General features: G+C 69.1%; 24 protein-coding genes. 10 read left to right on the forward strand and 14 right to left on the reverse strand.

Annotated features, from left to right (window positions below):
• Positions 1-93: 93 nt before the first annotated feature.
• Complete coding sequence (locus tag PTQ19_RS10520) at positions 94-810, forward strand: DedA family protein (RefSeq protein ID WP_274367294.1); 717 nt, start codon at positions 94-96, stop codon at positions 808-810.
• On the opposite strand, the gene rdgB is transcribed toward PTQ19_RS10520, so the two are convergent.
• Genes rdgB through murQ form a run of 4 tightly spaced genes read right to left on the reverse strand, consistent with a single transcriptional unit; the run spans position 807 to position 3967 of the window.
• Complete coding sequence (gene rdgB, locus PTQ19_RS10525) at positions 807-1400, reverse strand: RdgB/HAM1 family non-canonical purine NTP pyrophosphatase (RefSeq protein ID WP_274367295.1); 594 nt, start codon at positions 1398-1400, stop codon at positions 807-809. The genes PTQ19_RS10520 and rdgB overlap by 4 nt on opposite strands.
• A complete protein-coding gene (gene rph / locus PTQ19_RS10530; protein WP_179410381.1) occupies positions 1400-2137 on the reverse strand; it encodes a ribonuclease PH in 738 nt (245 codons plus the stop codon). The genes rdgB and rph overlap by 1 nt, the downstream gene beginning before the upstream one ends.
• Before the next feature lie 19 nt (positions 2138-2156).
• Positions 2157-3020 (reverse strand): glutamate racemase, encoded by an 864-nt coding sequence (gene murI / locus PTQ19_RS10535; RefSeq protein ID WP_274367296.1) that lies wholly within the window; start codon positions 3018-3020, stop codon positions 2157-2159.
• 11 nt (positions 3021-3031) lie between these two features.
• Positions 3032-3967, reverse strand: a complete 936-nt coding sequence (murQ, locus tag PTQ19_RS10540) for an N-acetylmuramic acid 6-phosphate etherase (protein WP_274367297.1) — start codon at positions 3965-3967, stop codon at positions 3032-3034.
• A gap of 102 nt (positions 3968-4069) precedes the next feature.
• Between murQ and PTQ19_RS10545 the strand changes: the two genes are divergently transcribed.
• Positions 4070-5389, forward strand: a complete 1320-nt coding sequence (locus PTQ19_RS10545) for a nicotinate phosphoribosyltransferase (RefSeq protein WP_274367298.1) — start codon at positions 4070-4072, stop codon at positions 5387-5389.
• 9 nt (positions 5390-5398) lie between these two features.
• Here the strand turns inward: PTQ19_RS10545 and PTQ19_RS10550 are convergent, their stop codons facing one another.
• The 3 genes from PTQ19_RS10550 to PTQ19_RS10560 are packed head-to-tail and all read right to left on the reverse strand — an operon-like array spanning position 5399 to position 8624.
• Positions 5399-5665, reverse strand: coding sequence for a DUF3039 domain-containing protein (locus tag PTQ19_RS10550; RefSeq protein WP_274367299.1), 267 nt, complete (start codon positions 5663-5665; stop codon positions 5399-5401).
• Positions 5666-5718: 53 nt separating this feature from the next.
• On the reverse strand, positions 5719-7284 hold the full coding sequence (locus PTQ19_RS10555; RefSeq protein WP_274367300.1) for a hypothetical protein: 1566 nt from the start codon (positions 7282-7284) through the stop codon (positions 5719-5721).
• On the reverse strand, positions 7260-8624 hold the full coding sequence (locus tag PTQ19_RS10560; RefSeq protein WP_425313095.1) for an ABC transporter ATP-binding protein: 1365 nt from the start codon (positions 8622-8624) through the stop codon (positions 7260-7262). The genes PTQ19_RS10555 and PTQ19_RS10560 overlap by 25 nt, the downstream gene beginning before the upstream one ends.
• Here PTQ19_RS10560 and PTQ19_RS10565 point away from each other — a divergent pair.
• From PTQ19_RS10565 to PTQ19_RS10580, 4 genes are all read left to right on the forward strand, one after another.
• The gene (locus PTQ19_RS10565) at positions 8617-9432 is read left to right on the forward strand and encodes a hypothetical protein (RefSeq protein ID WP_274367301.1); all 816 of its coding nucleotides are present in this window, start codon (positions 8617-8619) and stop codon (positions 9430-9432) included. The genes PTQ19_RS10560 and PTQ19_RS10565 overlap by 8 nt on opposite strands.
• 145 nt (positions 9433-9577) lie before the next feature.
• Positions 9578-10270 (forward strand): NTP transferase domain-containing protein, encoded by a 693-nt coding sequence (locus PTQ19_RS10570; RefSeq protein WP_206551739.1) that lies wholly within the window; start codon positions 9578-9580, stop codon positions 10268-10270.
• Between the two features lie 80 nt (positions 10271-10350).
• Entirely contained in the window at positions 10351-11358 is a 1008-nt protein-coding gene (locus PTQ19_RS10575; protein WP_274367302.1) for a hypothetical protein, read from the forward strand.
• A gap of 78 nt (positions 11359-11436) precedes the next feature.
• Positions 11437-11742 carry a hypothetical protein gene (locus PTQ19_RS10580; protein WP_274367303.1) on the forward strand — a complete coding sequence of 102 codons (306 nt, stop codon included), beginning with the start codon at positions 11437-11439 and terminating at the stop codon, positions 11740-11742.
• A 149-nt stretch (positions 11743-11891) separates the two neighbouring features.
• Here the strand turns inward: PTQ19_RS10580 and PTQ19_RS10585 are convergent, their stop codons facing one another.
• Positions 11892-13313 (reverse strand): HNH endonuclease signature motif containing protein, encoded by a 1422-nt coding sequence (locus tag PTQ19_RS10585; RefSeq protein ID WP_274367304.1) that lies wholly within the window; start codon positions 13311-13313, stop codon positions 11892-11894.
• Positions 13314-13414: 101 nt separating this feature from the next.
• The gene (locus PTQ19_RS10590) at positions 13415-14374 is read right to left on the reverse strand and encodes a nucleoside hydrolase (RefSeq protein ID WP_274367305.1); all 960 of its coding nucleotides are present in this window, start codon (positions 14372-14374) and stop codon (positions 13415-13417) included.
• Positions 14375-14489: 115 nt separating this feature from the next.
• Between PTQ19_RS10590 and PTQ19_RS10595 the strand changes: the two genes are divergently transcribed.
• Together PTQ19_RS10595 and PTQ19_RS10600 are read left to right on the forward strand one after the other, a co-directional pair.
• Positions 14490-16079 (forward strand): acyl-CoA carboxylase subunit beta, encoded by a 1590-nt coding sequence (locus tag PTQ19_RS10595; protein ID WP_425313096.1) that lies wholly within the window; start codon positions 14490-14492, stop codon positions 16077-16079.
• Positions 16076-16294 carry an acyl-CoA carboxylase subunit epsilon gene (locus PTQ19_RS10600; RefSeq protein ID WP_179410369.1) on the forward strand — a complete coding sequence of 73 codons (219 nt, stop codon included), beginning with the start codon at positions 16076-16078 and terminating at the stop codon, positions 16292-16294. Before PTQ19_RS10595 ends, PTQ19_RS10600 begins: the two co-directional genes overlap by 4 nt.
• A gap of 283 nt (positions 16295-16577) precedes the next feature.
• Here the strand turns inward: PTQ19_RS10600 and PTQ19_RS10605 are convergent, their stop codons facing one another.
• From PTQ19_RS10605 to PTQ19_RS10620, 4 genes are read right to left on the reverse strand one after another with little or no spacing between them, the layout of a single operon-like run.
• Entirely contained in the window at positions 16578-17579 is a 1002-nt protein-coding gene (locus PTQ19_RS10605) for a hypothetical protein (RefSeq protein WP_179410368.1), read from the reverse strand.
• A complete protein-coding gene (locus PTQ19_RS10610; RefSeq protein ID WP_274367307.1) occupies positions 17576-18811 on the reverse strand; it encodes a sensor histidine kinase in 1236 nt (411 codons plus the stop codon). Before PTQ19_RS10610 ends, PTQ19_RS10605 begins: the two co-directional genes overlap by 4 nt.
• Positions 18801-19463: a response regulator transcription factor gene (locus PTQ19_RS10615; protein WP_179410366.1), complete on the reverse strand. Its 663-nt coding sequence runs from the start codon at positions 19461-19463 to the stop codon at positions 18801-18803. Before PTQ19_RS10615 ends, PTQ19_RS10610 begins: the two co-directional genes overlap by 11 nt.
• A 60-nt stretch (positions 19464-19523) precedes the next feature.
• Positions 19524-20720 carry a class I SAM-dependent RNA methyltransferase gene (locus PTQ19_RS10620; RefSeq protein ID WP_274367308.1) on the reverse strand — a complete coding sequence of 399 codons (1197 nt, stop codon included), beginning with the start codon at positions 20718-20720 and terminating at the stop codon, positions 19524-19526.
• A gap of 34 nt (positions 20721-20754) precedes the next feature.
• On the opposite strand from PTQ19_RS10620, the gene PTQ19_RS10625 reads away from it, so the two are divergent.
• Both PTQ19_RS10625 and PTQ19_RS10630 read left to right on the forward strand, forming a co-directional pair.
• Positions 20755-21402, forward strand: a complete 648-nt coding sequence (locus PTQ19_RS10625) for a Maf family protein (RefSeq protein ID WP_274367309.1) — start codon at positions 20755-20757, stop codon at positions 21400-21402.
• 66 nt (positions 21403-21468) lie between these two features.
• Positions 21469-23238, forward strand: a complete 1770-nt coding sequence (locus tag PTQ19_RS10630) for an acetyl/propionyl/methylcrotonyl-CoA carboxylase subunit alpha (protein WP_179410363.1) — start codon at positions 21469-21471, stop codon at positions 23236-23238.
• A 103-nt stretch (positions 23239-23341) separates the two neighbouring features.
• Here PTQ19_RS10630 and PTQ19_RS10635 read toward each other — a convergent pair whose 3' ends face one another.
• Positions 23342-24790 carry an NAD(P)H-quinone dehydrogenase gene (locus PTQ19_RS10635; RefSeq protein WP_274367310.1) on the reverse strand — a complete coding sequence of 483 codons (1449 nt, stop codon included), beginning with the start codon at positions 24788-24790 and terminating at the stop codon, positions 23342-23344.
• Positions 24791-24830: the final 40 nt, after the last annotated feature.

Here is a 24830-nt window from a genome sequence, read left to right on the forward strand (position 1 = left end):
CTCCGTCGCGCAGTGCGTGTTCAGGTCGTGCCCGCCCGCGCATGGCACGATGGGAGGGACGCACCTGCGTCGCGAGACGAGAGGACGACGCAGATGATCACGAGTGCGCTTGTGGCGCGCAGCGCCGCCGATGCCCAGTACGAGGGCTTCATCGGCTGGGTGCTCTCGCTGATGCAGTCGCTCGGTGAGGTCGGCGTCGGCGTCGCCGTGCTGATCGAGACGTTCGTTCCACCGGTGCCCTCCGAGGCGATCCTGCCCGGGGCCGGTTTTCTCGCCTACGCGGGGCTGATGAGCTTCTGGGGTGCGTGGATCGCCGCCACCGCCGGCGCGCTCGTCGGCGCATGGATCTGGTACGCGCTGGGCGCCGCGCTCGGACGCGACCGCACGCGCCGGCTGGTCGGCCGTATCCCGCTGATGGACACTGACGACTTCGACAAGGCCGAGGTTTTCTTCCAGCGCTGGGGCGGCGTCGCCGTGTTCGTCGGGCGGTGCGTACCGCTGGTGCGCTCGTTCGTCTCGATCCCCGCGGGCATCGAGCGGATGCCGCTGTGGAAGTTCACCACGTACACGTTCCTGGGCTCGGCGATCTGGAACGGCATCTGGATCGGCCTCGGCTTCGCGTTCGGACCCGCCATCGACCCCGTGCTCGAACGATGGAGCGGCGTGCTGTCGAAAGCCGTACTCGTCGTGATCGCCCTGCTGATGATCTGGTTCATCGTCGCGCGACTGCTGCGGCTGCGCCGCCGCCGGATCAGCGAGGCGAACGGCACCGGCACCGGCACCGGCACCGGCACCGGCGAGCTCGGCTAGAGGTTCTCCAGCAGCGGCACCAGCGCGGCGAACGCCCGCGCACGGTGCGACTGTGCCTGCTTCTCGTCGGCTGAGAACTCCGCGACCGTGCGCTCGGATGCCGGATCCTGACCGGCCGGGATGAAGATCGGGTCGTAGCCGAAGCCGCCCTCCCCCGCCGCAGCGTGCGCGAGTCTGCCCGCCCAGATGCCCTCGACCACGTGCTCGGCGCCGTCGGCGGTCACGAGCGCGATCGTCGAGCGGAACTGCGCCGCGCGGTGCGGATCGGCGATGTCTCGCAGCTGGTCCAGCAGCAGGTCGAGGTTCGCGACGGCATCCTTCTTCTGCCCCGCCCAGTAGGCCGAGAAGACCCCGGGTGACCCGCCGAGCACGTCCACACAGATGCCCGAGTCGTCGGCGACAGCGGCAAAACCCGTGTGCGCCGCCGCGGCGCGCGCCTTGATCAGAGCGTTCTCGGCGAACGTCACGCCGTCCTCGACCGGCTCGGGCCCGTCGTAGCCGACGACCTCGAGATCGGGCCGGGCGAGAGCGACGATCTGCTGCAGCTCGGCGATCTTGTGCGGGTTGTGGGTAGCGAGAACGACCCGCATCACTCGGCCGCCAGTGCGGTCAGCTGGTGCTGCTTGAGCTCGGCGCAGCCGTTCATCCCGAGTTCGGTGAGGGCATCGAGCTCGCGCTTGTCGAACGGCGCGCCCTCGGCGGTGCCCTGCACCTCGACGAACAGCCCGCGGCCGGTGACGACGACGTTCATGTCGGTCTCTGCGCGCACGTCCTCGACATATGCCAGATCGAGCATCGGCTCGCCGTCGATGATGCCCACAGAGACAGCCGCGACCGAATCCAGCAGCGGCGTGGCGTTTTTGCCGATGAACTTCTTCTCGCGGCCCCATTCGATCGCATCCGCCAGTGCCACGTACGCACCGGTGATGGCCGCCGTACGGGTGCCACCGTCTGCCTGCAGCACGTCGCAGTCGATGACGATGGTGTTCTCACCCAGAGCCTTGGTGTCGACCACGGCGCGCAGCGCGCGCCCGATCAGCCGAGAGATTTCGTGCGTGCGTCCGCCGATGCGTCCCTTGACGCTCTCGCGGTCGTTGCGCGAGTTGGTGGCGCGCGGCAGCATCGCGTACTCGGCCGTGACCCAGCCCTTGCCCTTGCCCGTCAACCACCGGGGCACGCCGTTGGTGAACGAGGCGGTGCACAGCACCTTCGTGCCCCCGAAGCTGATCAGCGCGGATCCCTCGGCGTGCGCCGCCCAGCCGCGTTCGATGGTGATCTCACGGAGCTGATCGGTGCTGCGGCCGTCTGCGCGGACGATGTCGGTCATGGTGTCCTCTCGAAAGGGTTCAGTGCCGGGCGGCATCTGGGAAATCGGTGCCGTCGGGGCCGGCGAGCTCGGGCAGCACGATGACGCCGGTCTGCACCAGCTGCACATCGCGTACCTCACGGCCCATCAGCCGGTTGGCGAGCGTGGCGAAGTCATCGGCCGATTGACCGGTCGCCTCGTAGGTGTAGGTGGGCACGGCGTCGGGCGACGCCAGCAGGTCGCCGCGCACGAGCTGGCGGTAGACGTCGGCGGCGGTCTCATCATCGCTGGAGACGAGCGAGACGCCGTCACCCATCACGTAGCTGATGGCACCGCGCAGAAACGGGTAGTGCGTGCATCCGAGCACGAGCGTGTCGACGTCGGCCTGCCGCAGCGGTGCCAGGTAGTCCTCGGCTGTGGCGAGCACCTCGGGCGACCCGGTGATGCCGGCCTCGACGAACTCGACGAATCGCGGGCAGGCGGCGGTGAAGACCTCGAGCCGCTCATTGACCTCGAGCATGTCCTGGTAGGCGCGCGAGCCGATCGTGCCGATCGTGCCGATCACGCCGACGCGTCCGTTGCGCGTGGTCGAGACGGCTCGGCGCACGGCAGGACCGATGACTTCGACGACGGGCACGTCATAGCGCTCACGGGCGTCGCGCAGCACGGCCGCCGATGCGGTGTTGCACGCGATCACGAGCATCTTGACGCCCTGATCGACGAGCGTGTCGAGCACCTCGAGGCTGTACCGGCGCACATCGGCGATCGGCTTGGGGCCGTACGGCGAATGCGCGGTGTCACCGATGTAGACGATCGATTCGCGCGGCAGCTGAGCGCGGATGGCCCTGGCGACCGTGAGCCCGCCGACTCCGGAGTCGAAGATGCCGATGGGCGCGTCGTTCATGATCATCCAGCCTAGTCGGGCCGTCCACCCGCCCGCGTCGCGGCCAGCGCCTGGCGCAGATTGCCCCCGGCCGCGTCGAGCGCGGCGCGGGCCGTGGCAGCATCCGCTCCGGTCTCGACGATCGCGATGGCGAGCTTCACCGATCCCCCCGCGTCGCTGAGTGCCGATGCCGCCTGCTCGGGCGAGCACGCCGTGGCGTGCATGACGGTGCGCTCGGCGCGGACGCGCAGCTTCTCGTTGCTCGACTGCACATCGACCATGAGGTTTCCGTAGACCTTGCCCGACTGCACCATCGCCAACGTCGAGAGCGTGTTCAGCACGAGCTTCTGCGCCGTACCGGCCTTGAGCCGGGTGGAGCCTGCGACGACCTCGGGGCCCACGACGACCTCGATGGCGACGTCGACGCCTTGCGAGATCTCTGCGTCACGGTTGCACGCCAGGCTCACGGTGAAGGCACCCCGCTCGCGCGCGGTCTGCAGGGCCGCAGCGACATAGGGGGTGCGCCCCGAGGCCGAGATCCCGACGAGCGCGTCGTCGGGGCCGAGCTCGGCCACCGCGAGCGCGCCGGCATCCCGGTCATCTTCGGCGTTCTCGACGGCGTTGCGCAGCGCATGCTCGCCACCGGCGATCAGTCCCGTCACCAGCGATGGATCGGTGCCGAACGTGGGCGGGATCTCGCTGGCATCCAGCACCCCCATGCGTCCGGCCGTGCCGGCGCCGATGTAGACCAGGCGCCCGCCGCTTCGCAGTCGCTCGACGATGCCATCCACGGCATGGGCGATGCTCTCACGCTCGGCGGCGACGGCCTGGGCCGCGACGATGCCCTGCTCGGCCATCAGGGCCACCTGGTCGCCGGTCGCGAGCACATCGAGCTCGGCGAAGGCGGGGTCGACGCCCTCGGTGGCGAGTGTTCCCAGGGTGGCGCGCAGCTGTTCACGATCTGACATGTGAGTGTTCTCCGGTCGGCGGGTGCCCGGCGGCGGTCGCCGTCGGAGGGTCGGAGCCCGCTGATCAGTATTGCCGATGCGCGCCCTCGATACACTGGGCCGATGAGCTCCGCGTTCCTCACCGACCGGTACGAACTGACCATGCTCGCCGCGTCGCTGCGCGACGGAACGGCGCAACGCCCCAGCGTCTTCGAGCTGTTCTCGCGCCGCCTGTCGGGCGGACGCCGTTTCGGCGTCGTCGCCGGCGTGGGCCGGCTGCTCACGCTGCTGCGCGATTTCCACTTCGGTGAGGACGAGCTGCGGTACCTGCGTGACAACGATGTGGTGGATGCTGCCGCCCTGCGCTACCTGGAGGATTACCGCTTCACCGGCACGATCCGCGGATACCGCGACGGTGAGCTGTACTTCCCCGGTTCGCCGATCCTCACCGTCGAGGGCAGTTTCGCCGACGCCGTGGTGCTTGAAACGCTCGCGCTGAGCGTGCTGAACCACGACTCGGCGGTCGCGACGGCCGCCTCACGCATGAGCATCGCCGCGGGCGAGCGCCCACTGGCCGAGATGGGTTCCCGTCGGGCCGCCGAGCAGTCGGCCGTCGCCGCAGCACGGGCCGCCTACATCGCCGGCTTCGCGGCCACGAGCAACCTCGAGGCGGGCCGCCGCTGGGGCATCCCGACGATGGGCACCGCCGCTCATTCGTGGACGCTGCTACACGACTCCGAAGAGGCCGCGTTCCGCTCGCAGGTCGAGAGCCTGGGCGTGGAGACCACGCTGCTCATCGACACCTACGACATCCGCACCGGCGTCGAGACGGCGATCCGCGTCGCCGGAACCGGGCTGGGCGGCGTACGCCTCGACTCGGGCGACCTGCCGCTGGTGGCCGCCGCGGTGCGCACTCAATTGGACGAACTGGGCGCGACCGAGACGGCGATCACCGTCACCAGCGATCTCGACGAATACGCCATCGCCGCTCTCGCGGCGTCACCGGTGGACTTCTACGGCGTCGGCACCTCAGTGGTCACCGGATCCGGGTATCCGACCGCGGGGATGGTCTACAAGCTCGTCGCGCGTCAGGACCCGAGCGGGGCGTGGGTCTCGGTCGCGAAGGCTTCGGCCGACAAGGGGTCCAAGGGCGGGCGCAAGTCGGCGTTCCGTGCGCTGCAGAACGGCGTGGCCGTTTCCGAGACGATCTCGGTGGCCGACGGGTTCGAGCAGGTCGACAGTGCCGCTGAGCACCCGGATGCCCGTGCCCTGCAGGTCGTGCTCGTGGACGGCGGCCAGATCGACTCGGCGCACGAGGGCGCCGCGGGTACGGCAGCGGCTCGCGAACATCACCTGCGGGTGCGCGAGGAGCTGCCGGTGCGGGCGCTCGCGCTCAGCAAGTCCGATCCGGCGATCCCGACCGTGTTCGTCGACGCGGACTGAGCGCTCGGCTCAGCTGACCATCGACTCGTAGATCTCTTTGCAGGTCGGGCAGATCGGGAACTTCTCGGGGTCGCGCCCCGGGGTCCACTTCTTACCGCACAGGGCGCGCACCGGCTTGCCGGTGATGGCCGATTCGAGGATCTTGTCCTTCTTCACGTAGTGCGAGAAGCGCTCATGGTCGCCGGGCTCGACGTTCTCCTCGCGGAGGAGTTCTTCGAGTTCGCGATCAAGTGTTGCCACGCCACCCTGATCGGGGCTGTCCAGCGGAGTACTCATGCCGCGATTCTAGCCGCCGCGGGCTGCTCACGGCGCGGCGGTTGCACAACCGATCAGGTCGTCTCTACGAACTCCATCAGCCGCTCGCCGCTGCGTTCGAAGATGGCGCCGCCGATGGCCGCTCCACCGAACAGCACCAGCACGCCGGTCAGGATGCCCACCCAGAACGCCGCCGGGGCGTGCTGGTCGCCCTCGGCGATCGTGAGCGCGAACAGCCAGATCGTCGGTGCGCTGAAGGCCAGTGCGCCGAGGAAGGTTCCGGCCGCGCCGAACGACCCGTGCGATGACGAGCGCTGCGGCTGCTGGAACGGGCTGTCGCCGGGGCGCGAGACGGCGTAGGGGAACACGACCGAGGCGATGCTCGACATGCCCAACGCGCTCAACAGCAGGGCGGCCGTCACACCGATGAAGGGCAGCAGCAGGCTCCACTGGGCGATGAACGCGAGTGTCACCGAGATCGCGATCGCCAGCACCGGGATCGACACCATCAGCACCGGCACCAGCCGCCCGAGACGGTCGGGCAGTCCGCGTACGCCGCTGGCGACGTGCACCCACAGAGCTGTCGAGTCGTACGCGACGTCATTGTGCGGCAGCCAGCCGAAGAACAGCGCCATCAGCGGCACCGGCACCAGTGCGGCGATCCACACCGGCACGCCGGCGACGATCAGGGGGAAGACCGTGAGCACGCCGGCGATCGGCACGACGAGCACGTTGACGATATAACGCCGGTCACGCAGCCAGTAGACGAGGCTGCGCGCGGCGACCGCGCCGAACGCGTTCGCCGGCAGCAGACCGAACCAACCCAGGCCCGACCGCTCTCGTGTGGCGTAGGGACGCTCGGTGACGGTCAGCAGGCGGCGCACGAGGAAGGCCCACAGACCGAGCAGACCGGCGAGGGATGCCAACGCGACCAGTCCGCTCCCCCAGGCCGCGGCGCTATCGCCGGCGGCCGCGTGGAACGGCAGCGCATAGGGCGCGGCGAGAGGTGAGAAGCTGACGATGGTCGTGGCGGTGTCGACGGCGGCGGGAACCTCGCCGTCCCAGCGGATCGAGGCGAAGTACGCGGCGACGGGGAACGCGACCACCAGCACCGGGATCGTGATCAGCACGGTGAGTTCGCGCGAGCGTCGCTCGGGCAGCAGGATCGCACTGATCGCCATGCCGATGCGTGCGGCGAGGGCGATCGAGATGACACCGACGATCCCGGCGAGGATCGCCAGCAGCGCGGGGGCGCCGGCCGAGACGGCGACGATCACGACGCACGTCGTCGCGGCGATCAACGCGAAGCTGGGGACGCTGACGAGTGCACTCAGCGCGAGGATCCAGGGCAGTTGCCGTTGGTCGACGGCGAACGGGGCGAAGCGTCGCGGATCGAGCTGATCGGGGGTGCCGGTGAGCATCGGTGCGAGCACGAACGAGATGAACGTCGCTGCGGCCCCCAGCACGAGCACCGCTTGCGCGGTGGGCAGCGGTGCGCTGCCCATGCTGAGGATCGCGATGCACACCGCGACCGTGATCGCGGCGGATGCCAGCAGTGCGAGCACACGGCGCACTCCGTGCTCTCCGTGCGCCGCGCCGACCAGCAGGGCGAGCCTCAGCCGGAGAACGTGTGCAACCACTCCAGTCCCTCCACTTCGCCGCTGGAACCGGAGAGCTCGACGAACCGCTCAGTGAGCGTGCGCCCGGCGCGCACCTCGTCGATGGTGCCCTCGGCAAGCACCTCGCCACCGACGATCACGGCGACGCGCGAGCAGACGCGCTCGACCAGATCCATGCCGTGGCTGGAGAGGATGACCGTTCCGCCATGCGACACGTAGGCGCGCAGGATGTCGAGGATGACGCCGGATGAGACCGGGTCGACGGCCTCGAACGGCTCATCGAGCACCAGCACCCGCGGCGAGTGGATCAGCGCCCCTGCCAGCATGAGCTTCTTGGTCATGCCGGCCGAGTAGTCGGACACGACACGGCTGAGCGCCTCGGTCAGGTCGAACGCACGCGCGAGGTCGGCTGTGCGGCTCTCGATCACCGCGCGCTTGAGGCCCCGGAGCTGACCGTAGTAGAACAGCAGCTGGCGACCGGTGAGCCGGTCGAACGCGCGCAGCCGATCCGGCAGCACGCCCATCACCCGCTTCGCGGCCAACGGCTCGGCACGCTGATCGATACCGCTGATGTGCACCGTGCCGGCGTCGGGCCGCAACAGCCCGGAGATGATCGAGAGCGTGGTCGTCTTGCCGGCGCCGTTCGGTCCGACGAGACCGTAGAACGATCCGGCGGGAACGGTGAGGTCGATACCGTCGACAGCCGTTGTATCGCCGAACCGCTTCACGAGTCCGCGGATGTGTACCGCCTCGGGGCGATCGGCATCATCGGAGGCATCGACGGCGCCGGAGTCGACGACCGCCGTAGCGCTCGCGTCGTGCGCCGCCTGACCGTCCGATGTCGGATGCGCGTGGTCCTCGGCTTCCTCGGCGAGAGGCGCGTCGTCGTCACTCGACGGCGCGTCGGTGACCGGGGCCTCAACGGCGACCGGGGCTTCTTCTACTGCCGCGGCCTCTTCGGCCACCGCGGCTTCTTCGGCTACCGCGGCTTCTTCGGACGCCGGTGCGTCTTCGGACGCCGGGGACTCCTCGGACGCCGGGGTCTCGTGCTGTTCAGTCGGCACAGGAGCCGACACTTCGGCGACGATGGGCGCGGCGGCGGCCGCGACGGCGCCCCGCGGCGGCCGGGCCTCGGACCGCTCGGGTGCACTGTGCTCAGCAGCGACAAGGCGACGCGCCGACGGCGACGCCTCCAGGTCGATCCGCGTGTCGGTCGTGACCTCAGCTGCCGGTGGCACCGTCAGATCGGCGATGAGAGCCGGCGTGGCGTTTTCGGTCGTGGGCGTCGCGTTCTTCTTGGCTGTCGACGCCTTGGCCGAAGGTCGCTGAGACGCCGCGCTCGTCTTCGACGCTGTGCTCACGGTCTTCGTCGCGGGCTTCTTCGCCGCGGATGTCTTCGCCTTGGCGCCCGTCGTCGACGCGGAAGACTTCGCGGCGGCCGTCTTGGCCGCAGTCGTCCTGGCAGCTGTGGTCTTGGCGGCGGTCGCCTTGGTCGCGGCCTTCGTCGACGCGGTCCGAGCAGCGGCCGCCTTCACCGCCGTCGTCTTCTCCGCCGTCTCTGCGGCGGTCTTCTTCGCCGCGGCGGACTTCGCCGCCGCACTGGTCGCTGCGGCCTTCTTCGCCGCCGCGGTCTTGGACGCCGTGCTGCTCTTGGACGTCGTACCGGTCTTCGACGTCGTACCGGTCTTCGACGTGGCACCGGCTTTCGACGTGGCGCCGGCCTTCGACGCCGTGCCCGGCTTGGCGGTTGCGGCCGCCTTCGACGCTGTGGCCGTCTTCGACGGTGTCGCCGTCTTGGTCGCCGTGCTGCGCGAGACGGTCGTCTTCGACGCCGTCGAACCTGTTGCGGTCTTCTTCGCGGCCGTCTTCCTCGGCGCTGCCTTCTTGACGGCAGGCTTGTCCTCGACCTTCGACGACACGTTCGTGTCGGAAGCCGAGTCGGTGGCATCCGGTGTCTTCTTCGCCGCCGCGGCACCCCGCTTCGGCCTCGGCGTGGCGGCGGTGTCAGCGCCCGCGCTCGCGGTCGGCACCCCCTCGGTGCGGTCTTCGTGCGTCTCCCCGGATGCTGTCACGCCTACTAAGGTACCAATCCGCCCTGACAGAGCCGCCGACCCGGTGACGACGTGTTTTGGTGCCGCAGAGCCCCTCGACGCGGCTCACGGTTCCTGACAGACTCGTGTGGAACAGGTCACGAAACAGCAACAGCGCCCCTGAAGCCTTCGGCCTCCCAGGTGTGATCAGTAGCATTACGGAGGCACGAAGAGGTGTCGCGTCGATGAATCGACAGTGAACACAGTTCCTATTAGGAGAAAACGTGACTCTTCAGACCGTCATCCTGGCTGCGGGCATGGGCTCGCGGCTCGGCCGCGCGCTGCCCAAGCCGCTGACCGAGCTCAGCGACGGCCGCACCATCATGCGCCAGCAGCACGACAACATCCGCGCGGCCTTCGGCGGCGACGCCCGCATCACCACCGTCGTCGGCTACCGCGCCGAGACGATCATCGAGGCGTTCCCGTCGGCGAAGTACGTGCACAACGAGCGCTACGACGTGACCAACACCTCCAAGAGTCTGCTGCGCGCGCTGAGCGTGACCGGCAAGAGCGGCGTGCTGTGGATGAACGGCGATGTCGTCTTCGACCCGCGCATCCTGGGCCGGGCGATCGAGTTCATCGAGCGCGACCAGTCGTTCGTGACCGTGAACACCTCGAAGGTCAGCGACGAAGAGGTCAAGTACACCGTCACCGCCGAGGGCTTCATCAACGAGCTGTCCAAGACCGTCAAGGGCGGCCTCGGCGAGGCCGTGGGCATCAACTACATCTCGTCGCGCGACAAGAAGGCGTTCATGCGCCAGTTGCAGCGTGTCGAGGATCAGGACTACTTCGAGCGTGGTCTCGAGCTGGCGATCGCCGAGGATGGCCTGCTGCTCGAGCCGATGGACGTCTCGGACCTGTACGCCGTCGAGGTCGACTTCGCTGAAGACCTGGAGCGCGCCAACCTCTTCGTCTGAGCGCCTCCCTCTCGAAAGCCGTCTTCCTGTCGGGAGGCGGCTTTCGGCGTTCTCGCGGATGCGATGCATAGGCTCGGGTCATGCAGGTCCACAAGATCCACTCGCTGCCGGATGACGCCCCGTGGGATGCGCGCGTGCCTCCGGTCGGGTCCGACGAGCACCCGCTCACCGTGCGCGGGATCGATCGGGTGATGTCGGTGCAGCGCCCGTTGGTCGTGGCGCACATCCGCAGCATCCGCCTGCGCAATCCGCGCGCGATGCCGGACGAGATCGTGCGCATGCTCGAGATCCGCTACCTCGCCGCGGTGACCACCGGCGGCGCGGCCGTCGGTGCGACCGCTGTCGTTCCGGGCATCGGCACCGGGGTGACGCTGGCGCTGTCGGGCGTGGAGACCATCGGGTTCATGGAGTCAACGGCACTCTTCGCGCAGTCTGTCGCGGAGGTGCACGGCATCGCGATCGAGAACCCCGACCGCGCTCGGGCGCTGGTGATGACCCTGATGCTCGGCAAGGAGGGCGTCGACCTCGTCTCGCAGCTGGCGCAGCAGGCGACGGGCCGGGGCGGCACGCGTTCGTCGTACTGGGGCGAGCTGGTGACGAAGTCACTGCCACGCGCCGCCGTCGGTCCGCTTGTGGATCGTTTGAAGTCGGCGTTCATCCGGCAGTTCGCGGGCCGGGGCGGGGCGTCGTTCATCGGCAAGGCGCTGCCGTTCGGCATCGGCGCGGTCATCGGCGGTGCCGGCAACAACATCCTCGGACGACGGGTGCTGGTCACGTCGCGTCGCGCCTTCGGCGCGGCGCCCGTCTTCTTGCCACCCGAGTTGGAGCCGACGCCCGGCAGCGAGCGACTGGAGCGACGGATGCTGTCGGGCGCGCGTTCCCTCGGCGGTGGCGTTGTCGGGGTCGCAGGCAGCGTGGGTCGCGGCTTCGGGGCCGCCGGTCGCGGAGTGGGCGCGGCAGGGCGCGGGCTCGGCGCGGCGAGCCGCGAGGTCGGAGCGAAGCTGCGCCGACGGAGGGAAGGACTCGCCCCCGGGTCGGATGCTGCCGATTCGGATGCTGTTGATTCAGCATCCCCAGAAGGGGTTTGAGCACGACTTCTGCACAGCATCCGTCGTGAGTCGCTCTGAGGCGCTCTGACCGTCAGAGGGCGTTCCTAGCTTGGCGGGATGCTGCATCCCATCGATCCCCGTCAGTCCCCGCCGCCGACCGCGTACTGCGTGCCCTGGGTGGTCACCCGCGACGACCGCGCCCACCCGGTCGTGATGAATGCCAGCCAGGAGCCCGTCGATTTCGTCCGCGTCTTTCGCGACGATGTCGATGCCCGTTGCGTCGTGGATCTGTGGGGTCAGGTCCTTCCCACCGAAACGGTCGAACTGTGCCTGTGCGCGTCGGCCCCCGACGAGGCGGTTGTGACGATCGCCTGGTTCCGCCAAGCCGACGGGTTGGAGTACGTGTGGCGGTTCGTCGTGTGATGGCCGGTGCGCGACGAGACGCTGCTGAGCTTCCCCGGACTTCAGCGCTTGCTCAGCAGCCCGGTCGTTCTCAGCGATCGCCTGCTCGATCGGATGGAGACCGGCGTGGATGACATACACGACATTGCAGGGCGCACGCGAACGAGCGACTACGTGAACGCGAAGTCGGGCAACGACAGGCGCGGGGTGCGCCAGTGATGCAAAGGATCCCACCAGGCGGGTCCGCGGATCTCGGGTAGGCCGTCGTGCATGCGGATCTCCCAGCCGGAGAACTCGAGTGATCTGTGGTGCCACCAGCACAACGGCACACCGTTGTCGGTGCTGGTCGGCCCACCGCGGGAATGTTCGGTGACGTGGTGGATCTCACACCAGGAGGCCGGCACGTGGCATCCGGGAATCAGGCACTCCTTGTCGCGAAGCGTGATCGCCCGGCGCTGGTGAACGTTGAAGATACGGTCGGTCACCGTTATCCCGACGATCCGGCCCTGCTCCGTGAACACACGCTGAATGGCACCGGTGCAACCGGTGTGCCGGGCGACCGCGGCGCTCACCGGGCCGTCGACACCCGGAACACTGGCCCACGAGCTGTCTGCGGACTCGAGGTGCACGACGAGCGTCGGCGCCGCACCACCCAGTGACGGCATGTCGGCGTGCCGCGCCGCGATGCCCAGCGCCGCGGCGAGCGCGTCGTGCTGCTTCTGCCCGCGGGTACGCGCATCGAGCACGCTCCTCGGGTCACTGTTGAACTCATCGTCGGTGCTGGTCTCGTCTTCGGAGGGCCGGAATGTGACACCCTCGGGCGGCGGCGGCCCGTCGGTCTTCGGGTTCAGCTGTGCGTCGAGCAACAGCTGCAGTTGCGCGTACGTCTCGGGCAGCAGGTTGCCGCGCACCGGGTACACACCGTCATGCATGCGCCCGATCGAGAGAAACCGCCGGTTCATCGCACGCTGTTCGGCCGGCTCGGCACCATCAGGATCGAGCTGCGCCGCGATCGCATGCGCCACCATCTTGAGATCGTCAGGTGTAGCCGGGGGTGCTGTCGCGAACCGTGCGTCAGCGTCAGCATCCGCGTCGTCAGCAACGACGTGTCCGCGCGCAACACCCGCCAGCACGTCATCGGCCTTCCATCGGTCGGTGGCACCGATCCGGTCGCCGGCCGACTCGATCGGCCCCGTGGCGGCCAGCAGCCCATCGGTTCCGACGGCACCGTCGAGCATCACCCGTCGAAGAGCGGGCCACCGCGCCAGCAGCGACTCCCCCGACGTGAGGTCGACGTCGCGGCGCACGACCTTGCCCGCTTTCACGAACCGCGCCGCGCCCCGCGAGTCGACCCGCAGTGTGCGCTGCAGCAGTTCGTTCACGTTGCGGCATCCCGCGCCGTGCGGCAGGTCAACCGGATCGCCCGTCGCGACCGTCTCGATGATGGTCGCCTCGACGCGCCGCAGAGCATCGCCGGCAGCACTCAGAACGACGCGCCTCTCGGCATCGGTGAGGCTCATGAGCGCATCCGCACCGAGCAGCTGATCGAGGTCGGTGACGACTCGATCGAGAACTGCGGCGGGGTTGGTCATGCCTCCATTCAACAGGGGGCCACCGACATTGACTGCGGGGATTCTGGCTGATCAGAGAGAGTTTTTAACCGAGCCTCGAAGACCGCAAGACATCCGTACCCTCACTCCGGCAGCGTCAGCACCGTCTTCAGAAACAGGTCGGCGACAGCATCCGCGTCGATACCCAGCGCCACCTCGGAACGCGACCACACCTCGTCGAGGCCGTGAAGGCTGTCCTCCCCCGTGTACGCACGGCGGTCGACAACCGTCTGGCCCCGGCTGTAGCCGCTCAACTCGACCCGCACCGGGAGCGATTCGAAGAGCACCAGTTCGGGCGCGACGATCGCGCACACCGCACCGGCGTCGCCGATCAGCCCGGTGTACTGCAGCGACTCGTCCTCGCTCATGGCCACCCGGTTGCCCAACAGCTCACCGACCGCCCGTCCCACACGATGCGCGCCGGCCGTCAACGCCTTCGCGCGTTCCAGCGGCACGGAGACGCGTTCGAACACGTCGAGGCCGTACATCGTGGTCGGCACCCCGGCATCGAGCACGATCGCGGCCGCCTCGGGGTCGTGCCATACGTTGAACTCCGCCACGGCCGTCGCGTTGCCGACACTCGCCGAGCCGCCCATGAACACGATCCGCTCGATGCGTGCCGCGACTTCGGGGTGGGTGCGCAGCAGCAGGGCGAGGTTGGTCTGCGGCGCGAGGGCGACGAGCGTCACCGGCTCCGGATGCTGCATGATCAGCCGTCGCATCATCGCGACGGCCGACTCGTCAGCCGCACCGCGCGACGCGGGAGGCAGCGCGATGCCGCCGAGACCGTCGTCGCCGTGCACGTGGGCCGCCGCGCGCGCCGGGGCGATCAGCGGGCGAGCGGCACCGGCCGCAACCGGCACGTCGGCCGCACCGGCGAGATCGAGGATGCGCAGGGTGTTCGCGACGACGTCATCCAACCCGGCATTCCCGGCGACGCAGGTGACACCGAGCACCTCGATCTCGGGGTGCGCAACAGCGAACAGCAGGGCGAGAGCGTCATCGACGCCGGTGTCGACATCGAGAATCACAGGTGTGGGCATGATGTCCAGCCTAGATCTCCGCCCCCACGCACCGAGCAGATCAACCAAAGGAATCGCGTGTGCGTTGTGCCGAGCATCCAACGCCGCTCGGCGCCCCGGCGCTAGTGTGGAATCCGTGACGGAAAAGCCTGACCTCTCGACCACGGCCGCGAAGATCGCGGACCTTCGCTCCCGCTTCACCGAGGCGGTCGTCGAGCCCGAGAAGCTCGCCCAGCAGAAGCAGCACGCCAAGGGCAAGATGACCGCACGCGAGCGCATCGAGCTGCTCGTCGACACCGGAAGCTTCGTCGAGTTCGACGAGTACGTGCGCCACCGCACCACCTCGTTCGGCATGGACCGCAATCGCCCCTACGGCGACTCCGTCGTCACCGGCGTCGCGACCATCCACGGCCGCACCGTCGCCGTCTACTCCCAGGACTTCACGACCTTCGGCGGCTCGCTCGGCGAGGTCGCCGGCGACAAGATCATCAAGATCATGGAGTTCGCGCTGCAGGGCGGCATGCCGATCATCGGCATCCTCGACTCGGGCGGCGCCCGCATCCAGGAGGGCGTGCTCGCCCTCAGCAAGTACGGCGAGATCTTCCGTTGCAACACCCGCTCGTCGGGCGTCATCCCGCAGATCTCGATCGTCATGGGACCGGCCGCCGGCGGCGCCGTGTACGGCCCGGCCCTCACCGACTTCGTCATCATGGTCGACAAGACCAGCCAGATGTTCGTCACCGGCCCCGACGTGATCAAGACCGTCACCGGCGAGGACGTCGGCATGGAAGAGCTCGGCGGTGCGCACACGCACAACACCCGTTCGGGTGTCGCCCACTACCTGGCCGAGGATGAGGACGACGCGCTCGACTACGCGCGCACGCTGCTCAGCTATCTGCCCGACAACAACATGGCCGAGGTGCCGTCGTACGACTCGGCGTTCGAGTTCGAGACCACCGACGCCGATCACGTCCTGAACACGATCATCCCCGACTCGCCCAACCAGCCGTACGACATCCACACCGTCATCGAGCACGTGGTCGACGGCGGCGAGTTCCTCGAAGTGCAGCCGCTGTTCGCGCCGAACATCGTGATCGGCTTCGGCCGGGTCGAGGGACGCTCGGTCGGCATCATCGCCAACCAGCCCTCGCAGATGGCGGGCACCCTGAACATCGAGGCTGGCGAGAAGGCCAGCCGCTTCGTGCGCTTCTGCGACTCGTTCTCGATCCCGATCGTCACGCTCGTCGATGTTCCCGGCTACCTGCCCGGCACCGACCAGGAGTGGACCGGTGTCATCCGCCGCGGCGCGAAGCTGATCTACGCCTACGCCGAGGCGACCGTTCCGCTGGTCACCGTGATTCTGCGCAAGGCCTACGGTGGCGCCTACATCGTGATGGGTTCGAAGCAGCTCGGCGCCGACGTCAACCTCGCCTGGCCGACCGCCGAGATCGCGGTCATGGGCGGGCAGGGCGCCGTCAACATTCTGTACCGCAACGAGATCAAGAAGGCCGAAGAGAACGGTGAGGATGTCGCGGCCGTGCGCACCCGGCTCGCGAACGAGTACACGTACAGCGTGACCTCCCCCTTCCTCGCCGCCGAGCGCGGCGAGATCGACGGCATCATCGAGCCGGCCGCGACGCGTGTGGCGATCGCCAAGGCGCTGCGCTCACTGCGCGGCAAGCGCGCGGAGCTGCCGCCCAAGAAGCACGGGAACATCCCGCTGTGACCGAGCCCGAGCAGACCCCGCGTATCGAGATCACGCGCGGCCAGCCCACCGAGGAAGAGCTCGCCGCGCTGATCGCGGTCGTCAGCGACGCCTACGTACGCGAATCGGAAGAGGCCGTGGCCGATGTGCCGCACGTCTCGGCGTGGCAGCGTACGCAGCGTGCACTGCGGCGACCGCTGCGGCGAGACATCCCGTGGGGCCGTTTCAGCGGCTGAGCGAGACGAATCGGCCCGAAAACGTCGATTTCTGGACAAATGGCCAGCATTTGTCCCCCAAAATACCTACAGACAGACGCCGATCTACGCGCGAAACTAGTATCAACGCTTCGCGTTAGGCGGCTGCTCTGTCCCAGGGTAGACAGACGCAGTACGCCCCCTTGCGGACAGTTTTCGGGTAGCTGGTCCGCGCTGGCGAGGGGCGGGCGGCTTCGCCGCCCCTCGCCCTTCTCAGCCCGACGCCCGTGCCACCTGCACGCGCCGGTTCGTCTTCGACGCGAGATCAGTCCGCGACGCGGGGAATCTCGTGCCACAGATCGACCGCGTCGTCGTCGTGCGCACCGCCAGCGGCGCGCCCCACGACGGTCACCGCCACCCGGTCGTCGCGCCCCGCGCGGATGATCACCCGATTCGACCGCGACCCGGCGACGACCTCGGCGAGCTCGGCACGGATCTGCCCGACGCGGTCGGCCGGCACACCCTCCATGCCCCCCTCGTCGAACACGGTCACCATGGCGCCCCGGCGTCGGGCATCCGCGATCGAGGCGCGCACCGCGTCGTTCAGCAGCACCGCACCACGCAGTTCGTCCCGCAGTGTGCCCTCGGCCAACCGTGCGTCGAGCCGCTCCTGCTCGCTGAGGTGACCGTGTGCGGCGACCGTGCGCGAGAGCACCGGGCCGGCGACGGCCAGCGCCAACTGCGCCCGCACGCGTCGCTCGCGCTGACGTACCTCCTGGGTCGCGTTCCACGCCGACACCGCGCGTTGGATGTCGGCGAGCCGCTCGGTGTCGCGCACCGCCCGACCCCAGAACAGCACCAGCAGCTGCGCCACGACCACCCACGTGATCGAGCCCACCAGACCCAGCGTGAACGCCCGATCGATGCCGAGATACAGCGACGACGAGACGATGAGAGCCGCGAGCATCACCCAGCCGCACACCATGCGGCGTCGCACGATGCAGATCACCGCGAGCAGGCCGATCGCGCCGATGTACCAGGTTGCGAACGGTGCCTCTCGCGCGTCCGGCGGCAATGACAGACTCACCAGGGTGGGCACGGCCAGGCTGGTGCCCAATGCCAGGAACCCGGGCCCTGCGGGCAGGCGAATGCTGTGCCCGGCGCCCGCCAGCACGGCCGTCAGCGTGGCCGCGAGGTACAGTCCGATCGCCGCCACCATGAACAGCGGCGCGGTCGGCTGCTCGGTCCACCAGATCGCGCGGGCCGCGAAGTAGATCGCGAAACCAAGCGCCAGCGCGGTGACGATACTGCGGACGGTGCGCCTCATGCCGGCTCCCATCCCAGAACGACCATCGTGCCGCCGGCATCCGTCCGGATCTCGGATGTTCCGGCGACCGCGGCCATCCGCGCCACGATCGACGCGCGGATGCCGAGGCGATCCTCGCCGATCGCATCCGGGTCGAACCCCGGCCCCGTGTCGATGACCGAAAGCACCAGACCGTGCCCGGTCGTCGTCTCAGCCACCACGTGCAGGCCACGCCCGCCGGCGTGCATCAGCGCATTGCTGATCGCCTGGCGCGCAGCGAGCACCAGGGCTCGCGCAACCCGCCCGGGCACCTGAACAGACGGTCCGCGTTCCTCCACGACGGCATCGACGCCCTGCTCCGACAGCGTCCGTCGCAGTTCCGCGACCACCTGCGCGCGGTGCACAGGCTCGTCGTTGCCCTCCTGGGCAAGCAGCGCCTCAGTGTTGGCCAGGCGTGTCAGCGCCTCGCGCGCCATCACGACCGCCAGGTCCCGCTCGCGCTCTGAGCTGGCCCGCTCAGCCGCGATCAGGGCAGCGAGCACGCTGTCGTGCATCAGCGCCGACATCGCCCCGCGTTCCTCTTCCGCGGCTGTGGCCGCCGCCGCACGCGCATACGTCGCCACGGCGTTATCGCGCGCCTCGTCGACGCCAGCGGCCACCTGGCGGAACATCCATCCCAGCGACACGATGACCAGCCCGAGGATCAACGTGAACGACACATCGAACGCGGTGGTGATCCAGTACTGCTGCGAGAAATCCCCCTCGACCAGCCGGACGTATCCGTAGACGAAGGGCATGCCGGCCGCCCACAACACCTGCAACCGGGGCGGGAAGGCGAGCATCGCCGCGATGACCGCGATGTTCACGAGGAAGAAGATCCACGGCTGACTGGACGGCTCACGGGTCGCCCGATCGACGATCACCGGCCACAGCAGCAGCCCGATGACATAGGCGACCGCGAACGTACCGCACGCGGCGCGGACGGTCTTGGCGCTGATGCACGCCACGATCATCCACAGCAGCGGACCGAACACCAGCAGCATCAGCGCGACGCGCGGCGCGTCGACACGGCTGATGGTGGTCGTCGCGGCCAGCAATGCCTGCAGCCCGAGAGCAGACGAACCGATCGCAGCGACGATCGCGAGGATGCGCTCCATCCGGTGACCGGTGAAGCGCTCGAGTCCGGCGCCGGCCTCGCCCGGCGAGGGGACGCTGAGCCAGGCGTCGCGGATGCTTCGGGTGTCAGCTCCCACTCGGGACCCCGTCGGGTGCGACGATGCCGTCCTCCATCGCGCGACGCAGCAGGTCGACCTTGGTGGGTGCGGGACGCCCGACCTCGACGTACTTGACCCGGATGCGGGTGATGTTCTCCTTGGCGGTGGAATAGGCCACGCCCAGACGCTCGGCAACCGCCTTCAGCGGCAGACCGGCCGCGTAGAGCCGCAACACCTCGCGCTCGCGCGTCGACAGCTGCGCATCGGCGAACTCGCGGTCACCGTCGACCGCACTCGCCCACTCGACATTGTTCAGCGCCTCACCCCGTGCCACGGTGCGAATCGCGTCGAGCACGTCGTCGAGCGCCGAGGATTTGCTCACGACGCCGACGGCACCGGCCACCAGCGCTTCGCGCACCGAAGCGGGTCGGTCGGCGACGCTGTGGATGACGACGCTCGCGCCGTCGGCGACGAGCGCCGTGACGTTCTCGGTGACGGTGGTGCCATCACCGAGCGTCAGATCGAGCACGACAACGTCGACGGGACCGGACTCGGATGCCCCGCGCCAGGCGAGGTACTCCTTGACCGTTCCGCCCGAGAAGACCACCTGCTGCTCGCCATCGCGCAGACACGCGGCTTCCAGGCCGAGACGAACCGACTCGTGGTCGTCGATGAGGGCGACGGTACTCATCCCGCCAGCCTACTCAGTGCGTGCCCGGTCGTACGTGCCGACGCAGGCGCGCACATGCCCTCAGCGGGTCAGCAGTGCGACGGCCTCGAAGTGGTGCGAGTGCGGGAACAGATCGAATGCCCGCAGCGACGGCACGTTCCAACCGAGCTCACGGAAGGTGCCCAGGTCGCGGGCGAGCGCGACCGGGTCGCACGCGACGTACACGATCGCCTCGGGGTCGAGCCCATGGATCGACTCGACGACGGCACGACCGGCACCCGCACGCGGCGGATCGAGCACCACCGCGCCCGCGCGCGTACCGGCGGGCAGCCCGCCCAGGAACCGGTCGACCCGAGCCGTGACAGCCTGAGCGTCGAACACCGCGAGGTTCTCAGCCGCGTACTCGGTGGCACGACGGTCGGACTCGACCGTGACGATGTCGGTCGCCCCCTGCTCACCCAGCGTCGCAGCGAACAGACCGACACCGCCGTACAGGTCGAAGTGGGTGGCATCCGCGTCCACCCGGCCCGCGAGCGCCTCGCCGACCGCGTCATGCAGGGTGTCGCCGGCGCGGGGGTGCACCTGCCAGAACCCGCCGGCGTCGACGCGGAAGCGGCGACCCGCGACGCGCTCGACGATCGTCTCGCTCTTGCCCCGGCGCGCGCCCTCCGGCCGCGGGAGGACACGGACCCTGCCGTCCTCGGGCTCGACGAGATCGACCCGTCCCGGCTTGTGGTCACGCAGTGCGAAGGCAGCCGCCTCGACCGCCGGGCGCGCCAGAGGCAGGGAGGCCACCTCGATCACCCGATGGCTGCGCGCGGCGTACGGGCCGATGCGTCCGGCGTCGTCGACGTGCAGCGAAACGCGCGTGCGCCAGCCGGTGCCGTCGCCGGCATCCGCCGCCTCGACTTCAGGGGCGTCCAAGCCCGCTCCGGCGAACTTGTCGAGCGCCTCCTGCAATACCTGGCGCTTGAGGACGCGCTGCTCGTCGAGGGCGATGTGGCCGAGATCGGCGCCCCCGGCGCGGTCCTGAGGGGCGCGCGAGACGTCCGCCTCGGCCCACACGTGCGGGCGGCGGTGCGGCGACGCGTCGAGCACCTCGAGCGTCTCGGCGCGCCAGAAGCTCGACTTCGTGGCATCCGTGATGCGCGCACGCACCCGCTCGCCAGGAATGGCGTCCGGCACGAAGACGACACGCCCCTCGTGACGGGCGATGAACGTCCCACCGTGAGCGATGCCGGTGATGTCGAGGTCGAGAACGGGAGCCTGCGAGGTCATCGTTCCAGGATCCCACACCGACTACCGTGTAACCATGCGCGTGTGCCTGGCATCCACCTCTCCGGCCCGACTGATGCTGCTGCGGCAGGCGGGCATCGAACCCCTCATCGTCGCTCCGGACGTCGATGAGGACGCCGTCGCCGCGTCCGCCGAGGCGGCGCGCGGCGCGCCGCTGTCGCCGGACGAGCTAGTGCTGCTGCTCGCCAGGGCGAAAGCGGCCGAAGTGGCCGCGCGGATGCCGGACGAGCACCCGCGCTTCGACGGCATCGTCATCGGTGGCGACTCGATGTTCGCCATCGACGGGCAGGTGCACGGCAAGCCGTATACCGCCGAGGTCGCCCGCGAGCGCTGGCAGCAGATGCGCGGCGCCACGGGCATCCTGCACTCCGGCCACTCGGTGTTCCGTGTGCACCCCGACCGCCCCCCGGTCGAGGCGACCGCGGTCGCCGAGGCGGCGGTCACCTTCGCGGCCGATGTCTCGGATGCTGAACTCGACGCCTACATCGCCAGCGGCGAACCGCTGTACGTGGCGGGCTCGTTCACCGTCGACAGCCTGGGCGGACCGTTCATCACGCGCGTGGACGGCGACCCGTCGACCGTGGTCGGTATGTCGCTGTCGACGCTGCGCCGTTTGGCCGGCGAGCTCGGGGTCACCTGGACCGATCTGTGGACACAGTCATAACGAATCGACGGTTTCTTGTGGGTGGTCGTCAAAAGGAACGCCCCCGCACTCGCTAGGCTGAAACCCATGCCTGCTATCGCCAAGGTGCTCATCGCCAACCGCGGCGAGATCGCCGTACGCATTATTCGTGCCGCCCGTGACTCGGGGATCTCGTCCGTCGCCGTGTACGCCGACCAGGACCGTGACGCGATGCACGCGCGGCTCGCCGACGAGGCCTACGCCCTCGACGGATCCACCAGCGCAGAGACCTACCTGCAGATCGACAAGATCCTCTCGGTCGCGCGGCGCTCGGGTGCCGATGCCGTTCACCCCGGCTACGGGTTCCTCGCCGAGAACGCCGACTTCGCGCGCGCCGTGATCTCGGCCGGGCTGATCTGGATCGGCCCCTCCCCCGACGCCATCGAGGCACTCGGCGACAAGGTCACCGCACGCCACGTCGCTGAGAAGGTCGGCGCTCCCCTCGCCCCCGGCACCCCGGGCCCCGTCTCGGGAGCCGACGAGGTCATCGCCTTTGCGCAGGAGCACGGCCTGCCCATCGCCATCAAGGCCGCCTACGGCGGCGGCGGTCGCGGCCTGAAGGTCGCCCGCGAGCTCGACGAGGTCGCCGAGCTGTTCGAATCGGCCACCCGCGAGGCCGTCACCGCTTTCGGCCGCGGCGAGTGCTTCGTCGAGAAGTACCTCGACAAGCCGCGCCACGTCGAGACGCAGTGCCTGGCAGACGCCGCCGGCAACGTCGTGGTCATCTCGACCCGCGACTGCTCGCTGCAGCGTCGCCACCAGAAGCTCGTCGAAGAGGCACCCGCGCCGTTCCTGACCGATGCGCAGAACGAGCAGCTGTACGCCGCATCCAAGGCCATCCTGAAGGAGGTCGGCTACGTCGGCGCCGGCACCTGCGAGTTCCTGATCGGCGCCGACGGCACCGTGTCGTTCCTCGAGGTCAACACGCGCCTGCAGGTCGAGCATCCGGTCTCGGAGGAGGTCACCGGCATCGACCTCGTGCGCGAGCAGTTCCGCATCGCTGCGGGTGGCACGCTCGACTATGACGACCCGACGCCGCAGGGGCACTCGATCGAGTTCCGCATCAACGGTGAGGACCCGGGGCGCGGCTTCCTGCCGCAGCCCGGCCCGATCAACGTCTTCAAGACCTTCGGCGGCCCCGGTGTGCGCCTCGACTCGGGTGTGACCGCCGGTGACGCCGTGTCGGGTGCGTTCGACTCGCTGCTGGCGAAGATCATCGTCACCGGCCGCGACCGCGCAGAGGCGCTGGAGCGCTCGCGCCGTGCCCTGGACGAGTTCGAGGTCGCCGGTCTGCCGACCGTGCTCCCCTTCCACCGCCTGGTCGTCCGCGACCCCGCCTTCGTGGCCGAGGACGGCGAGTTCGGTGTGTTCACACGCTGGATCGAGACCGAGTTCGCCGGTGACATCGCGCCGTGGGACGGCGAGCTCGACGACCCGTCCCCCGCCCCCGGGCGGCACACCGTCGTCGTCGAGGTCGGCGGCAAGCGCCTCGAGGTGAGCCTGCCCGACCGCGTCGCTGCAACGGTCTCGGGCACCGCCGGTCGTCCCGCCACTGTTCCGCCGTCGCGCCGCAGCCACACGACCACCGCCAACGCCGGCGCCTCGGGTGATGCCGTGAAGTCGCCGATGCAGGCCACGATCGTCAAGGTGGCTGTCGAAGAGGGCCAGCAGGTCGTCAAGGGCGACCTGGTCGTCGTGCTCGAGGCGATGAAGATGGAGCAGCCTCTGCAGGCGCACAAGGATGGCGTGATCGGCAACATCAACGCCGACGCCGGTACGACGGTCTCGGCCGGCCACCAGCTGCTGACCATCAGTTGACCCCGCGGCGGACCCGGCCTCGCGCCCCGTCCGCCAGCGCACACGCGAAGAGGCCCGGTCGATCTCGACCGGGCCTCTTCGCGTGTCTCGTCTGCGCGACGGATCAGGCGTTGTTGACCTCGTGCATCGCCCGGCTCGCGTCAGTGATGCTCGATGTGAGCGACGGGTATGCCGCGAACACGCGCGAGACCTGGTCGACGTTCATCCGGCGCTCGACGGCCATCGCCAGCGGGTAGATCAACTCGGACGCCTTCGGCGCCACGATCACGCCGCCGATCACCGTGCCCGATCCGCGGCGGGCGATGATCTTCACGAAGCCGTCCTTGATGCCCATCATCTTGGCCCGGGGGTTGGCCGCGAGCGGCAGCTTGTACGAGATGCCCTCGGCCGCACCGTTCTCGATGTCGCGCTCCGAGTAACCGACCGTGGCGATCTCGGGGGCGGTGAAGATGTTTGCGGTGATCTTGCGGTGTTCCAGCGGGATCACGATGTCGCCGAGCGCGTGGAACACCGCCGTGCGCCCCTGCATCGAGGCGACGGATGCCAGGGGGAAGAAGTTCGTGCAGTCGCCGACCGCGTAGACGTTCGGCACCGAGGTGCGTGCCACGCGGTTGACGCTCACGTGCCCGGACGCGTCGAGCTCGATGCCTGCCTCTTCGAGGCCGATGCCCGCGGTGTTGGGGATCGAACCGACGGCCATCAGGCAGTGGCTGCCCTCGACGGTGCGTCCGTCCGAGAGCGTCACCAGCACGCCGTCCTCGGTGCGCTCGACCTTCTCGGCGCGCGACTTCGACAGCACCTGCATACCGCCGCGCTTGAAGACCTTCTCAAGCACATGAGCCGCGTCGACGTCCTCGCCGGGCAGCACCTGGTCACGGCTGGAGACCAACGTCACCTTGGCACCGAGGTTCATGTACGCCGAGGCGAACTCGGCGCCGGTCACGCCCGAACCCACCACGATCAGGTGCTCGGGGAGCGCCTTCATGTCGTACAGCTGGGTCCACGTGAGGATGCGCTCCCCATCGGGCTTGGCCGAGTCCAGTTCGCGTGGCGACGCACCGACCGAGACGACGACCGTGTCGGCCTCGATCCGATCGAAGTCCGTGCCGCCCGGGCCGGTGGCGACGATGATCGCATTGGGGCCTTCGAGGCGCCCGTGACCCGACAGGATGCGCACGCCTGCGTCGAGCAGCGTGGCACGCATGTCTTCGGACTGCTGGCCGGCCAGTGCGAGCAGTCTCTTGTTCACGGCGGCGAGGTTGATCGCGATCTCGGGCTTGAGCGGCTTGCCGTGCGCACCCTTGGCATAGAACTGCACGCCGAGGTCGGTCGCCTCAGAGATCGCGACGGCGGCATCCGCGGTCGCGATGAGGCTCTTGGACGGAACCACGTCGGTGAGCACAGCGGATCCGCCGACGCCCACGCGTTCGACGAGTGTCACCTCGGCACCGAGCTGGGCTGCGGCGAGCGCTGCCTCGTAGCCACCGGGGCCACCGCCGAGCACAGCCACACTCTGACGGTTCGCGAAGGAAGTCTGAGACATGATCTCCATTCTTCCCCAATCCTGGCACCACAGCCGACACCTTCCTAGA

The organism is Microbacterium esteraromaticum, assembly GCF_028747645.1.
Classification (GTDB): domain Bacteria; phylum Actinomycetota; class Actinomycetes; order Actinomycetales; family Microbacteriaceae; genus Microbacterium; species Microbacterium esteraromaticum_C.

Bases quoted from the DNA above. Each gene is read 5' to 3' on its own strand.
- PTQ19_RS10520 (WP_274367294.1), top strand. From the start codon at position 94: ATGATCACGAGTGCGCTTGTGGCGCGCAGCGCCGCCGATGCCCAGTAC.
- rdgB (WP_274367295.1), bottom strand. From the start codon at position 1,400: ATGCGGGTCGTTCTCGCTACCCACAACCCGCACAAGATCGCCGAGCTG.
- rph (WP_179410381.1), bottom strand. From the start codon at position 2,137: ATGACCGACATCGTCCGCGCAGACGGCCGCAGCACCGATCAGCTCCGT.
- murI (WP_274367296.1), bottom strand. From the start codon at position 3,020: ATGAACGACGCGCCCATCGGCATCTTCGACTCCGGAGTCGGCGGGCTC.
- murQ (WP_274367297.1), bottom strand. From the start codon at position 3,967: ATGTCAGATCGTGAACAGCTGCGCGCCACCCTGGGAACACTCGCCACC.
- PTQ19_RS10545 (WP_274367298.1), top strand. From the start codon at position 4,070: ATGAGCTCCGCGTTCCTCACCGACCGGTACGAACTGACCATGCTCGCC.
- PTQ19_RS10550 (WP_274367299.1), bottom strand. From the start codon at position 5,665: ATGAGTACTCCGCTGGACAGCCCCGATCAGGGTGGCGTGGCAACACTT.
- PTQ19_RS10575 (WP_274367302.1), top strand. From the start codon at position 10,351: ATGCAGGTCCACAAGATCCACTCGCTGCCGGATGACGCCCCGTGGGAT.
- PTQ19_RS10580 (WP_274367303.1), top strand. From the start codon at position 11,437: ATGCTGCATCCCATCGATCCCCGTCAGTCCCCGCCGCCGACCGCGTAC.
- PTQ19_RS10585 (WP_274367304.1), bottom strand. From the start codon at position 13,313: ATGACCAACCCCGCCGCAGTTCTCGATCGAGTCGTCACCGACCTCGAT.
- PTQ19_RS10590 (WP_274367305.1), bottom strand. From the start codon at position 14,374: ATGCCCACACCTGTGATTCTCGATGTCGACACCGGCGTCGATGACGCT.
- PTQ19_RS10605 (WP_179410368.1), bottom strand. From the start codon at position 17,579: ATGAGGCGCACCGTCCGCAGTATCGTCACCGCGCTGGCGCTTGGTTTC.
- PTQ19_RS10615 (WP_179410366.1), bottom strand. From the start codon at position 19,463: ATGAGTACCGTCGCCCTCATCGACGACCACGAGTCGGTTCGTCTCGGC.
- PTQ19_RS10620 (WP_274367308.1), bottom strand. From the start codon at position 20,720: ATGACCTCGCAGGCTCCCGTTCTCGACCTCGACATCACCGGCATCGCT.
- PTQ19_RS10625 (WP_274367309.1), top strand. From the start codon at position 20,755: ATGCGCGTGTGCCTGGCATCCACCTCTCCGGCCCGACTGATGCTGCTG.
- PTQ19_RS10630 (WP_179410363.1), top strand. From the start codon at position 21,469: ATGCCTGCTATCGCCAAGGTGCTCATCGCCAACCGCGGCGAGATCGCC.
- PTQ19_RS10635 (WP_274367310.1), bottom strand. From the start codon at position 24,790: ATGGAGATCATGTCTCAGACTTCCTTCGCGAACCGTCAGAGTGTGGCT.